Below are 15,103 nucleotides of genomic sequence, written 5' to 3'. Positions count from 1 at the left end.
CGCATGAGCATTAGAGCTGAAGAAATCAGCGCCCTGCTTAAAGCGCGTATCGCGCAGTACGGTTCTACGATGGAAGTGAACGAGACGGGTACGGTCATCCAAATTGGTGATGGTATCGCTCGTGCACACGGACTCGACAACGTCATGTCGGGAGAGCTCGTAGAATTCGCTAACGGCACAATGGGCTTGGCGCAAAACTTAGAAGAAGGCAACGTTGGTATCATCATTCTTGGTGACTACCTTGATATTAAAGAAGGCGATTCAGTTAGCCGTACAGGACGCATCATGGAAGTACCAACAGGGGACGCATTGCTCGGTCGCGTCGTTAACCCGCTCGGTATGCCAATCGATGGTCTTGGTCCAATCGAAACGGAACACTATAACCCAATCGAGCGTAAAGCTTCTGGCGTTATGGCACGTAAATCGGTTCACGAACCACTTCAGACAGGAATCAAGGCAATCGATGCCCTCGTTCCAATCGGTCGTGGACAACGTGAGTTGATCATCGGTGACCGTCAGACAGGTAAAACGTCGATCGCCATCGATACAATCATCAACCAAAAAGAAGAAAACATGATTTGTATTTACGTCGCAATCGGACAAAAAGAATCAACAGTCCGTGGTGTTGTTGAAACACTCCGTAAAAACGGTGCACTTGATTACACGATCGTCGTTTCTGCCGCTGCTTCACAGCCGGCACCACTTCTTTACCTCGCACCATTCGCTGGTGTAGCGATGGGTGAACACTTCATGGATCTCGGCAAGCACGTGCTTGTCATCTATGATGATCTTTCAAAACAAGCCGCTGCATACCGTGAGCTTTCGCTTCTCTTGAAGCGTCCACCAGGCCGCGAAGCTTACCCAGGGGATGTCTTCTACCTTCACTCACGCCTTCTTGAGCGTGCGGCGAAATTGAACGACGAGCTTGGCGCAGGTAGCTTAACAGCACTTCCATTCATCGAGACACAAGCGTCGGATATCTCGGCTTACATCCCGACGAACGTTATCTCGATCACGGATGGTCAAATCTTCCTTCAATCGGATCTCTTCTTCTCAGGTGTCCGTCCAGCGATCAACCCGGGTCTCTCGGTATCGCGTGTTGGTGGATCGGCTCAAGTAAAAGCGATGAAGAAGGTAGCGGGTACGCTCCGTCTTGACCTCGCCTCTTACCGTGAGCTCGAAGCCTTTTCACAGTTCGGATCTGACCTTGATAAAGCGACACAATCGAAGCTTAACCGTGGTGAGCGGACAGTAGAGGTTCTGAAACAGGATCTTAACCAACCGTTGACTGTCGACAAGCAAGTCATCATCATCTATGCCTTGACTCGTGGTCACCTTGATGATGTTGCCGTTACGGATATTCGTCGTTTTGAAAAGGAACTCAACCTCTGGCTCGATCAAAACCGCAAACAGCTTTGCGATGAGATCCGTAAAACAGGTAACCTTCCGGCTGACGAAGAACTCGTTACAGCAATCTCAGAATTTAAGAAAACGTTCCAAGCGACAGTCTAAGGGTTAACTCTTAGGCTTCGCCTGAACGCTCTTGATACTAACAAGGTGGTGAATCGAAATGGCATCGTTGCGCGAGATACAAACGCGGATTAACTCGACGAAAAGTACGAAACAGATCACGAAAGCGATGAACATGGTTTCGGCGTCGAAACTAAACCGCGCTCAAGCACATAGCGCGAAGTTCCAGCCTTACTTGCTGAAAATGCAGGAGGTTCTCGGAACCATTGCGAATGGCACGACAGGTGCGAGCCATCCGATGCTCGAGAAACGTCCCGTCAAAAAGACTGGATTTATCGTCATCACATCGGATCGCGGCTTAGCTGGTGCATATAACGCCAACGTGCTGCGTGAAGTCTACCGGGAAATCAAAGAAAAGCACACTACGGACAGTTACGTTCTGTACGTGGTCGGTAAAGTCGGTGTCCAGTTCTTCCGTTCACGCGGAATCTTGGTCACGGATGCGATCACAGGACTCAACGATTCTCCTTCGTATGTTGATGTAGCTGAAATCGTGAAGCGTACAGTGAGTGCGTTCACGAACGGTGAAATCGACGAACTCAAGCTGAGCTACAACCATTTCTTGTCTGTCATCAGCCAAGAAGTGAAAGTCGAAACCCTTCTCCCACTCGGAGAAATCGAAGCTTCTTCTTCGACGACTTATGAGTATGAGCCAAGTGAGGAGCAAATCCTTTCTGAACTCCTTCCGCGTTATGCGGAAAGCTTGATCTTCGGTGCGCTTCTTGACGCGAAAGTAGCAGAACATGCGTCACGTATGACAGCAATGCAAAGTGCGACAGATAACGCAGATGACTTGATCGGTCGATTGACTCTCGTCTACAACCGAGCTCGACAAGCTGCAATCACGCAAGAAATCACAGAGATCGTCAGTGGAGCAGCTGCGCAGCAGTAAGCCCCAAGGACGTAATGATAGGTAGGAGGAAACACGATGAACGAACTCGGTTTTAAAGGCCGCGTCGTCGCGGTCATGGGACCTGTCATCGACGTTAAGTTCGAAGAGGGACACTTACCGAACATCTACAACGCGCTTCGTATTCAATATACGCCGCAAACTGTAGAAGAAGTGGCTATCGACTTAACGCTTGAGGTCGCATTACACCTTGGTGACGATGTCGTCCGTACCATTGCGATGGATTCGACGGATGGTGTACGCCGTGGAGTGGAAGTCCTGGATACAGGTGCTCCAATCTCGGTACCCGTCGGTGAAGCGACGCTCGGTCGCGTATTCAACGTACTCGGTAACCCAATTGACGAAAAAGAACTTGATGCAAGCGTGGAACGTCTTCCGATTCACAAAAAAGCACCAACGTTCGATAACCTTTCAACAAAAGTTGAAATCCTTGAAACAGGAATCAAAGTCGTTGACTTACTTGCTCCTTACATCAAAGGTGGTAAGATCGGTCTCTTCGGTGGTGCCGGTGTAGGTAAGACCGTCCTCATCCAGGAATTGATCAACAACATCGCCCAAGAGCACAGCGGTATCTCGGTATTCGCAGGTGTTGGTGAGCGGACACGTGAAGGTAATGACTTGTACCATGAGATGACGGATTCAGGCGTTATCAAACAAACAGCGATGGTCTTCGGTCAGATGAACGAACCACCGGGTGCACGTCTTCGTGTTGCCTTGACTGGTTTGACAATGGCTGAGTACTTCCGTGATGAGCAAGGACAAGACGTTCTTCTCTTCGTTGATAACATCTTCCGTTATACGCAAGCTGGTTCAGAAGTATCCGCCCTTCTCGGTCGTATGCCATCTGCCGTTGGTTACCAACCAACACTTGCAACAGAGATGGGTATGCTCCAAGAGCGTATCACGTCAACAAACAAAGGTTCGGTTACATCAATCCAAGCGGTTTATGTACCAGCCGATGACTATACTGACCCGGCTCCTGCGACGACGTTTGCTCACTTAGATGCAACGACGAACCTTGAGCGCCGTCTCTCTGAGATGGGTATTTATCCTGCCGTGGATCCACTTGCATCTACATCACGTGCCCTTTCACCTGAAATCGTCGGTGAAGAGCATTACGCTGTAGCACGTCAAGTTCAGGAAACACTTCAGCGTTATAAAGAACTTCAAGATATCATCGCAATCCTCGGTATGGACGAGTTGTCGGAAGATGACAAGTTAAGTGTTCACCGTGCGCGTCGTATCCAGTTCTTCTTGTCGCAGAACTTCCACGTAGCTGAGCAGTTCACAGGACAAAAAGGATCGTACGTCCCAGTTAAGGACACGATCCGCGGCTTCAAAGAAATCCTCGATGGTAAACACGATGACTTAACGGAAGAAGCATTCCGTCTCGTCGGTCCGATCGAAGATGCGATTGAAAAAGCGAAGGCGCTTGTCTAAGTGACAAAGCATAAGGGGGACTTGAGATGAACACACTTCATGTCAATATCGTCACCCCGGATGGCGAAGTGTATGATGGCGATGTCCGTATGGTCGTTGCGAAGACGATTTCTGGTGAGATCGGGGTTCTCCCGCACCACGTCCCACTCGTAACACCACTCGACATCAGCATCTTGAAGTTGCGCCACGAAGATGGCGGACGCACGTTGATCGCTATCAGCGGTGGCTTTATGGAAGTGCGCCAGGATACTGTAACGGTTCTTGCAGAAACAGCGGAGCAAGCAGATAAGGTCGATTATGACCGTGCTGCGGCTGCGAAGGTTCGTGCAGAACGACGTCTCCAGGACACGAAATTATCAGATCTTGAGTTCAAACGCGCAGAGCTTTCATTGAAACGGGCAATTAACCGTCTCGATTTAAAAGACTACGGTCGCGATTGATTCAAGTAAAAGACCCGGTTTCCCTCGTGGAAATCGGGTCTTTTTTTGTAGAAAACGTCAATTTAACAGCGTTTTCGTTAGGATTAAGGCGATTCAGGTTTAAGATGGCGAAAAATAGTAAAAGTACCATATAGACCTCTTATTCACAAACTTTTCATCCTTACTTCAATAGAAATTGTGACAATCATCTTTAATAAATATATTTTATGCGCTAAAATAAATGCGTATTGTGCTTTTTTGTTTGCGAAATCATTCATTTTGTGAAATCATGGTAAGGTTGAAGAAAACACGAAGAAGAGGTGCAAGCGCGTGACGTCAATTGGTTTAAGTGCTTTAGTAAGTATGCTTGTCTATGTAATGGCAATTGTCCTTGCCTGGTGGTCACTCTTACCAGTCAAGTGGGAAAAAATCCTCCAACATCCTAAAGGTCCACACGCCATTGCGTTACGGACGTTGCTTGCGATTGCACTCGGTTCCCTCGTCGGTCGCTTTTTGCTGGAGTATTCAGGATTCGCCCAACGTCTTCAATTTTTAGTAGGCTGAACTTGTAACTTCCTTGTAAACCCTAATTTGGTCATCTGAATTAGTATGGAAAAGGATAGTATTCTTATAATGAAGAAACACATTGATTATGACACTGAAAATCGTATTGGCTTTTGGCACGAGAGATAACTATAGGAAAGTTTCTTTCTATCATTCGTTGACTTTTCAACTATGATCAACACCAATCACGAATTGTACGAATAGAAAAGAAACGAAGCAGAGGAGTATGGGTAATGGAAAAAATTGTTGTCCGTGGCGGACGTAAATTAGCTGGAACAGTCAAAGTAGAAGGTGCAAAAAATGCAGTCTTAAAAACGTTGGTTGCGACATTGCTCGCATCAGAAGGTCAATCGGTCCTTCAAAACGTACCACGTCTCGCAGACGTCTATACAATCAACAATGTCTTACGGAACTTAAACGCACAAGTCGAATTCGATGCAGAAGCGAACACGGTTACCGTCAATGCAGAACCGGAACTAAAAGACGAAGCACCACTTGAATACGTTCGTAAAATGCGGGCATCGATTCTTGTCATGGGTCCACTCCTTGCACGTCTCGGTCGCGCACGCGTGGCGATGCCGGGTGGCTGTGCAATCGGATCACGTCCAATCGATCTTCACTTAAAAGGATTCGAAGCGATGGGCGCGAAAACAATCATCGGAAACGGTTTTGTCGAAGCACAAGTCGATGGTCGTCTCCAAGGTGCAAAAATCTATCTTGATTTCCCTTCTGTCGGTGCGACAGAAAACATCATGATGGCGGCAACACTCGCTGAAGGCACGACAGTCATCGAGAACGTTGCGAAAGAACCTGAAATCGTCGACCTCGCGAACTTCTTGAACGCGATGGGTGCGAAAGTCCGTGGCGCAGGTACGGAAACGATCCGCATCGAAGGTGTCGAAAAATTACATGGTGGCAACCACTACGTGATTCCAGACCGGATCGAAGCCGGAACATTCATGATTGCAGCTGCAATCACAGAAGGTGACGTCGAAGTCATCGGTGCTGAGCGTGAGCATCTTCGTCCATTGATCTCAAAAATGGAAGAGATGGGTGTTCAAGTATCGGATACAGAAGAAGGGCTTCGTGTTGTCGGACCTAAGAAATTGGTTGCTGTCGACGTGAAGACGATGCCACACCCTGGTTTCCCGACAGACGTTCAAGCACAGATGATGGCGCTTGTCTTAAAAGCGGAAGGAACATCGGTCATCACGGAAACGGTCTTCGAAAACCGCTTCATGCACGTGGAAGAATTCCGCCGTATGAATGCTGATATCAAAATCGAAGGACGCTCATCAATCATCACAGGTGGAGTTCAGCTTCAAGGAGCAGAAGTCTTATCAACAGACCTTCGTTCTGGTGCAGCGCTCGTCACAGCTGGTTTGATTGCTGAAGGCGAAACACGTGTCGGTGCACTCCATCACATTGATCGTGGATACGTTGACTTCCACTTGAAACTGCAAGCCCTTGGCGCAGATGTCGAGCGCATCACGGAAGAAACAGCGGTTGTCGAAGAAACGGCAGCGACAAAGCTTTAATCTTAAGCTATTATTCCATTTCATTAACGAGAGACGACTTTCTGAAAAAGAAAGTCGTCTCTTTTTGCTTGCCTGTGCTAAAATTGAAAGGTATGTATACATAAATGGGTTAGACGTCCAAACGATGTTCTAAATTATGGAATAATAGCCAGCTGGTAAAGGAGATCACGCGAGATGTTTTCAAAAGATATCGGAATTGATTTAGGAACTGCCAATGTCGTCATTCATGTAAAGGGAAGAGGAATTGTCCTCGATGAACCTTCAGTCGTCGCCATTGATAAAGCGACCGGCAAAATTCATGCAGTAGGTACGGAAGCACATTTAATGGTAGGCCGGACACCAGGAAACATCGTCGCGATTCGTCCGCTCCAAGATGGTGTGATCGCAGATTTCGAGATGACGGAAGCGATGTTACGTCACTTTATCGATAAAATTGAGGTCCGCAGCATGTTCGGTGGCGTTCGGATGTTGATTTGTACACCAGCGAGCATCACGACAGTCGAAGCAAAAGCGATTCGTCAGGCAGGAGAAAAATCGGGTGCGAAAACCGTCTTCCTCGAAGTCGAACCGAAAGTGGCCGCGGTCGGAGCCGGGATGGACATTTGGATGCCTGCGGGACATATGGTCATCGACATCGGTGGTGGGACGACGGATGTTGCGGTACTCTCGATGGGAGATATCGTCTGTGGCGAAACGATCAAAGTTGCAGGAGATCGATTTGATCACGATATCATTCGGGCGATCAAAGGTCGGCATAAGTTAATCATCGGTGAACGGACGGCGCAAAACGTCAAGATGACGGTCGCAACGGTCTCAGAAGACGGACGTCAGGAAGAGATGGACATTCGAGGACGCAACCTCGTCACAGGGCTGCCGCATAACATTACGGTCAGCTCACAAGAAATTCATGAAGCACTCGCAGAATCAGCGATGGAAATCGTCGAAGCGACAAAACGGGTTCTCGAGAAGACACCACCGGAACTCGCAGCAGATATTATCGACCGCGGCATCATCTTAACGGGTGGTGGGGCATTGCTCGACGGAATCGATCAGTTGTTAGCAAAAGAGCTAGGGTTACCGGTCTTGATTGCAGAAGATCCGATGTTATGTGTCGCACGCGGGACAGGCATCATGCTCGATAACTTAGGAAAATAAGAAATGCTTGTTTGGCACAAATCGTCAAGCGATGAGGTAACCATTCACTTAATTGTGGGGGTTACCTTTTTTTATTTTGCGTAGAGAACGATTTAAGAATGTTGCGTATGAAGGTTTTTTCTTCCCGTGCTTGCCTTTGACAGAGCAAGCTTTTCTTACGCTTTTTCATGTAGGAGTCACAGGAAGCGAATCTTTTGAGCAGGTGCGTTTCTGTCGAATGCCGTTCTCGAATAGATCGGATTAGATTGAAAACGGACAAAGTACAGTATCATGAACGATTCAAGAATGTTGCGGGATAAAGATTCTTTCTTCCCGTGCTTTCCTCGGGCGAGGCGCAAGCCGTTGCTACTTGATCCTATCCGGACAAGTAGCAGGGTCTCGCTTGCCTCTGACAGCGCAAGAATTTCTTGCGCTTTTTCCCGTAGGAGTCACGAGAAGCGGATCTTTTGAGCAGGTGCGTTTCTGTCGAATGCCGTTCTCGAATAGATCGGATTAGATTGAAAACGGACAAAGTACAGTATCATGAACGATTCAAGAATGGTGCAGGACAAAGATTCTTTCTTCCCGTGCTTTCCTCGGGCGAGGCGCAAGCCGTTGCTACTTGATCCTATCCGGACAAGTAGCAGGGTCTCGCTTGCCTCTGACAGCGCAAGAATTTCTTGCGCTTTTTCCCGTACGAGTCACGGGAAGCGAGTCTTTTAGGAAGGCTCTTTTCTGTCGAATGACGTTTTGGAACAGATTGGTTCACTCGTGTCTGAGCTGAGAACACCAATCGATAAGATGTAGCGTCTTAAATGGAAATACTGATGATTTGAACAACTCGCTTCGAAAACGGTGAGACGCTTGAGGGAATGAGTGAACCTTGAAAAGGTTCACGAGCAAGCAAGGGGAGACCCTGCAGCTTTTGTAAAAAGCGAAGCGGCTTCCCGCTTGCCCCTAAGCAAGCGAACCGTGGTAGAAGCGAATGTTGTTCAAAAACCAAGAGAACACTGTACGGAATGTTGTTCAAAAACCAAGAGAACACTGTACGGAATGTTGTTCAAAAACCAAGAGAACACTGTACGGAATGTTGTTCAAAAACCAAGAGAACACTGTACGGAATGTTGTTCAAAAACCAAGAGATCACTGTACGGAATGTTGTTCAAAAACCAAGAAATCACTGTATTAAATGTTGTTAAAAAAAACGCACTCTTACGTGACAGAGAAAAAGACTTTCTAAAAAAATATCAGAATAACGGTTGACGGAAGCCTGGAAAAAAGAGAGAATGAGAATGTTCTCAATGAGAATGAATATCATTATCTTTACAAGGAGGCTACGATGCCGATTATGATTTGGGGAATCCTCCTCGTATGTGTCTCGATCGGCTCCATGTTTGTCGGTGTCGCTGACCTCGATTTAACAGACATTTTATCTTGGAGCGAGACGGAATGGGAATTGTTCTTGATGAGTCGGATACCACGACTTTTAAGTATCCTATTGGCTGGAGCGGGTATGAGCATTGCGGGATTGATCATGCAACAAATTACACAAAACCGCTTCGTTTCACCGACGACGGCGGGAACGATGGACTTCGCGAAACTCGGAATCGTCGTTTCAATGATTGGCTTTAGTGATGCGCATCCACTGATTAAGATGCTCATTTCATTTGGGTTTGCGTTTGGTGGTTCGCTTTTATTCATGCGGGTTCTCGAACGGATCAAAATGAAGGATGTCATTTTCATTCCCCTCGTCGGGTTGATGCTCGGCAGTATCGTCGGTGCCTTGACGACGTTTCTCGCATTGCGGTTCAACTTGCTGCAAAGCTTAAGCGGTTGGATGCAAGGAAACTTTTCGATGATCACAAAGGGACGCTACGAATTGCTTTACATAACTGTTCCGTTGCTGTTCATCGCTTATCGTTATGCCCACCGGTTTACGATTGTCGGAATGGGCGAAGAATTTTCACAAAATCTTGGTATCTCGCATAAGCGTGTCATGCAGCTCGGGCTGGCGATTGTTTCATTGATTGCTTCAGCCGTGATCTTATCGGTCGGTGTGATTCCATTTCTTGGTCTGATTGTGCCGAACTTGATTTCGATTTGGTACGGCGATCATTTACGAAAGACGTTACCGTTAACGGCTCTGTTCGGTGCCTTGTTCGTCCTCGTCTGTGACATTGCGGGCCGCCTGTTGATTGCACCGTATGAGATTCCGATTAGCTTGATGGTCGGGACGATCGGCAGTGGCTTGTTCCTCTACCTCTTGTTTAGGAGGGATCGTTATGGCTTATCGTAAACGATTGATTTGGCTTGGCGCCCTCGCGTTATTATGCATGGTCGGCTATATGACGTTGAACTTACAAGGGGCACTCGGATACGTCGTTCCAAGACGTTTTACAAAGTTAGCGGCGATGCTTGTTACGAGTGTCGCGATCGGGGTCTCGACCTTGATCTTCCAAACCGTGGCGATGAACCGGATTTTGACACCGAACGTCATCGGTCTCGATTCCCTGTATATGTTGCTTCAAACCGGACTCTTGTTTTTGTTCGGCAGCTCAATCCTGCTTGAAGTCGGAATCGAAGTCCGCTTCGTCGCAACGATTCTTTTGATGGTCGGTTTTGCGATCGTGCTGTATCAATTGCTGTTCCGAGGGGAGGGGCGGAACGTCTACTTCCTTCTCCTCGTCGGTCTCGTCTTCGGAACGTTTTTCGGCAGTATCACCTCGTTTCTTCAACTGCTGATGGACCCGAACGAATTTCAATTGTTGCAAGATCGCTCGTTCGCGAGCATCAACAACGTCGATTCGGACTTATTGATGTTAGCAACGGTCCTCCTCGTCTTGAATACAGTTTGGCTTTGGCGGTATGTCCGCCTCATCGACGTATTAGCACTCGGGCGCGACCATGCGATTAACTTGGGCATTCCGTATGAAAAAATCGTCAAACGTCTGTTAATTATCGTCGCCATCTATATTTCGATTGCGACAGCCTTGATTGGACCGATTACATTTTTAGGGCTCTTGATTGTCAACGTCGCCTATCAGCTCATCCCGACGTACCGCCATCACGCTTTAGCGGTCGCGACAGTTTTACTTGGTGTGATCGCGTTAGTCGGAGGGCAGTTGATTGTCGAGCACGTCTTGAACTTCTCGACGACGCTCAGTGTCATCTTGAACTTGATTGGTGGTAGCTACTTTATTTATCTCTTGCTGAAAGGAGTCAACCGATGATTACGATTGAGAACATCACGAAACGGTTCGGAACGAAGACCGTCGTCGAAGCGGCGACGTTCACGATCCCGAAAGGTCAATTGACATCCTTCATCGGACCGAACGGTGCGGGTAAAAGTACCGTCCTGTCGATGATTAGCCGCCTCGCGAAAGCGGATGCGGGCGTCGTCACACTGGAAGGGACGGCCATCAGTCAATTTCCGTCAGATGACTTGGCGAAGCGACTGTCGATTTTAAAACAAAGCAACCACCTCGGACTGCGTGTGACGGTCCGAGAGCTCGTCGGGTTTGGTCGTTTTCCATATTCAAAAGGACGACTGACCGCCCTTGATCACGAAAAAATCGATCGAGCGATTGCATACGTCGGCCTCGAAGAGATGGAAGATAAACAAATCAATGCCCTCAGCGGAGGTCAGAAGCAACGTGCCTTCATCGCGATGGTGATTGCCCAAGATACGGATTATATCTTGCTCGACGAACCATTGAATAACCTCGACATGCGTCATGCCGTCCAGGTGATGAAGTTACTCCGGAAGCTCGTCGACGAGGAAAATAAAACGATCGTTGTCGTCTTACACGACTTGAACTTCGCGTCCGTCTACTCGGATCAGATGGTCGCGATGAAAGAAGGACAAATCGTTGCGACGGGTCCGACAGACCAATTGATGGACCAGTCGTTACTCGAAAACCTGTATGAAATGGATTTAACGTTGGAACAGATGGATGATCATAAAATTTGCCTCTACTATACTTAACATAAGGGAGATCAACTCACATGAAAAAGTGGTTCTTACTCGTTATTGCAATTTGTGTCGTCGCACTTGGTGCGTGTGGAAAAGGAACAGATGAATCAGCCGCTTCAAGCGACGAAAAAATGACAATCAAACATGAATTAGGTTCAACGGAGGTCGTCAAAGACCCGAAAAAAGTTGTCGTCTTTGATTTTGGTGCACTCGATACACTCGATGAACTCGGTGTCGAAGTGGCAGGTCTACCGAAAGAACTCGTTCCAGCCTATCTCAAACAATATGAAGCAGACCAGTATACGAGCGTCGGAAGTTTAAAAGAACCAAACTTTGAAGCAATCAGTGAACTTGCACCAGACGTCATCCTAATCTCAGCCCGTCAATCGGAAATGTATAAAGAGTTCAGCAAGATTGCACCGACGATTTATGTAGGAATCGATACACAAGACTACATGACGTCGTTCAAAGATAACGTCAACATGCTCGGTAAGTTGTTCGGAAAAGAAGCAGAAGCGACAGCTGCATTAAAAGAAGTAGATGAAAAAATCGCGGCAGTCAAAGAGGATGCTAAAGAAGCACCTGAATCACTTGTCTTGATTGCGGGGGATAAGAGCATGAGTGCGTTTGGACCGGGCTCTCGTTTTGGCTTGATTTACGATGCATTCGGACTGAAAGCAATCGATACAACTCTTGATCAAGCCGTCCACGGACAAGATGTCTCGTACGAATACATCGTCAAGAAAAATCCGGGCATCATCTTCGTCATCGACCGTGGAGAAGCGATCGGCGAAGGGGCGAGCGCGAAACAAGCGATGGACAATGAATTATTGAAAAACGTCGATGCCGTCAAAAATAATAAGGTCGTCTACTTGAGTGGAGACGTGTGGTATCTGTCCGGTGGCGGTATCCAATCGATCGAGAAGATGATTGAAGAAATCAAAACAGCATTGTAACAGCAAAAAAGCTCAATCCGTTAAGGACTGAGCTTTTAGCGTGTAGACAAACTCTCAGGAAGAATGAATATGCTATATCGAGACGGATTGCGCTCTAAAGCGTCTGCATGATTGGATTTCTGTCACGGTATTACCTAAAAAGCGTCACGTTTCGTTGACTCCTACGGGAAAAGTGCGTTTTCAACGCGACTTGCCAGAGGCAGGCAAGACCCTGCTCGTTGTCCGCGAGGATCAAGGAGCAACGGCTTGCGCCTCGCCCGAGGAAAGCAACGAAAAAAGACGCTTGATCTCCCAATAGCACGTTGTCTACAGTCTGAAAGGTCAGTCCGTTAAGGATTGATTTTTTTTTCATCGATCGCTTAAAGAATCTTGCCAATCAGTTACTTCGTATGTTGCATGAACGCCTGATAGGCCTCAAAGTCATGATAGACGATGGCACGCGGGGGGAAAGAGCTGTTCATCGTCTGATTGACGAGTTGGTTCAAGGATTGCCGTGACTGACCATAAAAGGTGATGTTCGGTGTCTCCGGTAGTTCCGTGAACTCGAGAGCGTATGACAGGTTGTGCTGGTGGTTTGCCGCATACAACGTATCGACGAGCGTGATGGCAGATAAGCCGTTTCCACCACCGTAGACAGTCCGGTAACTCATTAAGGTCACTTCGCTTGCGAGATCCATCGCCCAGGCACTGACGGGACGTCCGGCGACATCCGTGACCGTGTGGAACCAGAACGGGAGAAAGAGTTGCAACGGTAGTCCTTCTGCTGTTGCCCGCTCCTGAAAGGCAGTCAGGATTCGCTGATAAGAAGCGATGACGGCAGATTGATTCGTTGTCCACTCCGGTAGGGCATACGGTTCGAGATCGACGCTGATTCCATCCGGATGCTGCATCGTCTCACTTTGATACAGCGTAATCCAGGCGAGCGGGTCTTCGACATTCGGTCGGAAGGTCGTGCCTTCATTCGTAATCCAGCGCGGTTGCCCGAACAGGAAGTAGACTTCAATTCCTGCTGCATGTGCGGCCTCGACAAATGTTCAATAGAGGGTACGATCATCCTCAATCGCGACATGGAGGTAGACACGCTTCATCTGCCGGTTGGCGAGCTGATTGATTTTCACGGGGATGGACTTCGCTTCCGGAATCGACCACATCACCGTATGACGCGTGACGGGCGTAGCGGCTTGACCGCTTGACGGCAGTAACAGACTGAAAAACGAGACGCAGACGAGACTGACGAGAAAACGTTTCATGGTAGTGTTCACTCCTTCTGCATGGTACTCCTACTATCGGTTCGTTTGCTCAAAATAGTTATCCATCAATAGTCTTTGAGACTATTGCATCAGTTCAAAACCTAGACATTTCACATTGTGAAGTGTATATTAGAAGTTGTTGCTTGACCTCGGAATTACCATTAAAAAGGAAGTGATGCCACAATGCCGTTGTGGAAAAGAAATTTAATCGTCGTGTGGATCGGGAGTTTTTTGACTGCCGCTGCACTCAGTCTCGTTTTACCGTTTTTGCCATTATTCATTGAAGAGCTTGGCGTCAATGGACGTCAGGAGATTACGACCTGGTCCGGGATTGCGTTCGGAGCAACGTTCCTCGTCGCAGCAATCGTCTCACCGATCTGGGGACGACTCGCCGATAAAAAGGGACGGAAGTTGATGTTGCTCCGGGCAAGCCTCGGAATGTCGATTGTCATGTTCTTAATCAGTTTTGTGCAAGATGTGTATCAGCTTGTTTTCTTACGGCTCGTCATGGGAGCGGTCTCCGGATTCATTTCAGCCGGAATCACCTTGATTGCTTCTCAAACCCCGAAAGAGAAAAGTGGCTGGGCGCTCGGTACATTGTCGACCGGTGGGATTGCCGGTGGATTGCTCGGACCTCTGATTGGAGGATTCCTTGCCGACATGATTGGGCTTCGACCCGTTTTTCTCTTTACGAGCGTACCGTTGTTTTTGACGTTCCTCGTGACATATTTCTTCGTTAAAGAAGAATTCGTCCCACTTGAAGTCAAAAAAATGGCTTCCGCAAAAGAAATCATTCAATCGCTCCGTCATCCGGAGCTCATCTTGAGTCTATTCTTGACGACGTTCTTGATTCAGTTCGCAGCGCAATCCATCAGTCCGATTCTCTCGCTCTACGTGCGAGAGCTGAGTCCCGGAACGGAACGGCTGGCGTTACTATCGGGAATCGTCGCCTCAGCACCCGGGATTGCGGCATTGATTGCTGCCCAGCGGCTCGGACGACTGTCCGACAAGATTGGGGCGGAACGTGTCTTATTCTTTGCCTTACTAGTCTTTGCCGCTTTCTTGATTCCGCAAGCGTTCGTCACGGATACGAGTCAATTGATCGTCTTGCGGATGGGCATCGGATTTGCGACAGCGGCCTTGATGCCATCGGTCCAAGCACTGCTTCGTAAACATACACCAGCCAATGCGTCCGGACGGATCTTCGGTTACAATCAATCGGCCCAATTCATGGGAAACTTCCTCGGACCGCTCGCCGGTGGTCAGATCGCCGGCCACTTCGGTTTTGAAGCGTTGTTCCTGTTTACCGGTTTGATTGTCATCACGAATGCTGTCCTCGAACGGACGCAAACAGCGGTACTCAGTAAAAAACATTCCTAACACGGAACG

Annotated in this window: 15 protein-coding genes; 13 read left to right on the top strand and 2 right to left on the bottom strand. The window is 48.1% G+C overall.

Translation table 11 applies throughout. The features are described 5' to 3' along the window. Nucleotides 1–3 precede the first annotated feature (3 nt). The 12 genes from atpA (at nucleotide 4) to P403_RS0106000 (ending at nucleotide 12,464) form a co-directional block, all read left to right on the top strand. Nucleotides 4–1,512 carry a F0F1 ATP synthase subunit alpha gene (atpA, locus tag P403_RS0106055; protein ID WP_029331744.1) on the top strand — a complete coding sequence of 503 codons (1,509 nt, stop codon included), beginning with the start codon at nucleotides 4–6 and terminating at the stop codon, nucleotides 1,510–1,512. Between the two features lie 58 nt (nucleotides 1,513–1,570). Next, nucleotides 1,571–2,422 (top strand): ATP synthase F1 subunit gamma, encoded by an 852-nt coding sequence (gene atpG / locus P403_RS0106050; RefSeq protein ID WP_029331743.1) that lies wholly within the window; start codon nucleotides 1,571–1,573, stop codon nucleotides 2,420–2,422. A gap of 36 nt (nucleotides 2,423–2,458) precedes the next feature. Next, the gene (atpD, locus tag P403_RS0106045; protein ID WP_029331742.1) at nucleotides 2,459–3,880 is read left to right on the top strand and encodes a F0F1 ATP synthase subunit beta; all 1,422 of its coding nucleotides are present in this window, start codon (nucleotides 2,459–2,461) and stop codon (nucleotides 3,878–3,880) included. A gap of 26 nt (nucleotides 3,881–3,906) precedes the next feature. Next, entirely contained in the window at nucleotides 3,907–4,320 is a 414-nt protein-coding gene (locus P403_RS0106040) for a F0F1 ATP synthase subunit epsilon (RefSeq protein ID WP_029331741.1), read from the top strand. Between the two features lie 309 nt (nucleotides 4,321–4,629). Further along, nucleotides 4,630–4,863, top strand: coding sequence for a DUF1146 domain-containing protein (locus P403_RS0106035; protein ID WP_029331740.1), 234 nt, complete (start codon nucleotides 4,630–4,632; stop codon nucleotides 4,861–4,863). Nucleotides 4,864–5,096: 233 nt separating this feature from the next. Beyond that, nucleotides 5,097–6,401, top strand: coding sequence for a UDP-N-acetylglucosamine 1-carboxyvinyltransferase (gene murA / locus P403_RS0106030; RefSeq protein WP_029331739.1), 1,305 nt, complete (start codon nucleotides 5,097–5,099; stop codon nucleotides 6,399–6,401). 174 nt (nucleotides 6,402–6,575) lie between these two features. Next, on the top strand, nucleotides 6,576–7,556 hold the full coding sequence (gene mreB / locus P403_RS0106025; RefSeq protein WP_029331738.1) for a rod shape-determining protein MreB: 981 nt from the start codon (nucleotides 6,576–6,578) through the stop codon (nucleotides 7,554–7,556). Between the two features lie 855 nt (nucleotides 7,557–8,411). Further along, entirely contained in the window at nucleotides 8,412–8,798 is a 387-nt protein-coding gene (locus tag P403_RS0106020; RefSeq protein ID WP_029331737.1) for a hypothetical protein, read from the top strand. Between the two features lie 76 nt (nucleotides 8,799–8,874). Beyond that, nucleotides 8,875–9,831: an ABC transporter permease gene (locus P403_RS0106015; protein ID WP_029331736.1), complete on the top strand. Its 957-nt coding sequence runs from the start codon at nucleotides 8,875–8,877 to the stop codon at nucleotides 9,829–9,831. Next, a complete protein-coding gene (locus P403_RS0106010) occupies nucleotides 9,818–10,765 on the top strand; it encodes an iron chelate uptake ABC transporter family permease subunit (protein WP_029331735.1) in 948 nt (315 codons plus the stop codon). Before P403_RS0106015 ends, P403_RS0106010 begins: the two co-directional genes overlap by 14 nt. After that, nucleotides 10,762–11,520, top strand: a complete 759-nt coding sequence (locus P403_RS0106005) for an iron ABC transporter ATP-binding protein (RefSeq protein ID WP_029331734.1) — start codon at nucleotides 10,762–10,764, stop codon at nucleotides 11,518–11,520. The genes P403_RS0106010 and P403_RS0106005 overlap by 4 nt, the downstream gene beginning before the upstream one ends. Nucleotides 11,521–11,540: 20 nt before the next feature. Beyond that, nucleotides 11,541–12,464: a siderophore ABC transporter substrate-binding protein gene (locus P403_RS0106000; protein ID WP_029331732.1), complete on the top strand. Its 924-nt coding sequence runs from the start codon at nucleotides 11,541–11,543 to the stop codon at nucleotides 12,462–12,464. Between the two features lie 380 nt (nucleotides 12,465–12,844). Here P403_RS0106000 and P403_RS16810 read toward each other — a convergent pair whose 3' ends face one another. Further along, a complete protein-coding gene (locus P403_RS16810; protein WP_235195182.1) occupies nucleotides 12,845–13,354 on the bottom strand; it encodes a hypothetical protein in 510 nt (169 codons plus the stop codon). 144 nt (nucleotides 13,355–13,498) lie between these two features. Further along, nucleotides 13,499–13,714, bottom strand: coding sequence for a hypothetical protein (locus tag P403_RS16805; protein ID WP_235195181.1), 216 nt, complete (start codon nucleotides 13,712–13,714; stop codon nucleotides 13,499–13,501). A 183-nt stretch (nucleotides 13,715–13,897) separates the two neighbouring features. Between P403_RS16805 and P403_RS0105990 the strand changes: the two genes are divergently transcribed. Continuing rightward, nucleotides 13,898–15,094 (top strand): multidrug efflux MFS transporter, encoded by a 1,197-nt coding sequence (locus P403_RS0105990; RefSeq protein WP_029331730.1) that lies wholly within the window; start codon nucleotides 13,898–13,900, stop codon nucleotides 15,092–15,094. The last annotated feature ends 9 nt before the right edge of the window (nucleotides 15,095–15,103 follow it).

It is taken from the genome of Exiguobacterium oxidotolerans JCM 12280 (assembly GCF_000702625.1).
Classification (GTDB): domain Bacteria; phylum Bacillota; class Bacilli; order Exiguobacteriales; family Exiguobacteriaceae; genus Exiguobacterium_A; species Exiguobacterium_A oxidotolerans.
This window is presented reverse-complemented; position numbering and strand designations above follow the sequence as displayed.

Coding starts and splice junctions, on each gene's coding strand:
- atpA (WP_029331744.1), top strand. CDS start 4: ATGAGCATTAGAGCTGAAGAAATCAGCGCCCTGCTTAAAGCGCGTATC.
- atpG (WP_029331743.1), top strand. CDS start 1,571: ATGGCATCGTTGCGCGAGATACAAACGCGGATTAACTCGACGAAAAGT.
- atpD (WP_029331742.1), top strand. CDS start 2,459: ATGAACGAACTCGGTTTTAAAGGCCGCGTCGTCGCGGTCATGGGACCT.
- P403_RS0106040 (WP_029331741.1), top strand. CDS start 3,907: ATGAACACACTTCATGTCAATATCGTCACCCCGGATGGCGAAGTGTAT.
- murA (WP_029331739.1), top strand. CDS start 5,097: ATGGAAAAAATTGTTGTCCGTGGCGGACGTAAATTAGCTGGAACAGTC.
- mreB (WP_029331738.1), top strand. CDS start 6,576: ATGTTTTCAAAAGATATCGGAATTGATTTAGGAACTGCCAATGTCGTC.
- P403_RS0106015 (WP_029331736.1), top strand. CDS start 8,875: ATGCCGATTATGATTTGGGGAATCCTCCTCGTATGTGTCTCGATCGGC.
- P403_RS0106010 (WP_029331735.1), top strand. CDS start 9,818: ATGGCTTATCGTAAACGATTGATTTGGCTTGGCGCCCTCGCGTTATTA.
- P403_RS0106005 (WP_029331734.1), top strand. CDS start 10,762: ATGATTACGATTGAGAACATCACGAAACGGTTCGGAACGAAGACCGTC.
- P403_RS0106000 (WP_029331732.1), top strand. CDS start 11,541: ATGAAAAAGTGGTTCTTACTCGTTATTGCAATTTGTGTCGTCGCACTT.
- P403_RS16810 (WP_235195182.1), bottom strand. CDS start 13,354: ATGCAGCATCCGGATGGAATCAGCGTCGATCTCGAACCGTATGCCCTA.
- P403_RS16805 (WP_235195181.1), bottom strand. CDS start 13,714: ATGAAACGTTTTCTCGTCAGTCTCGTCTGCGTCTCGTTTTTCAGTCTG.
- P403_RS0105990 (WP_029331730.1), top strand. CDS start 13,898: ATGCCGTTGTGGAAAAGAAATTTAATCGTCGTGTGGATCGGGAGTTTT.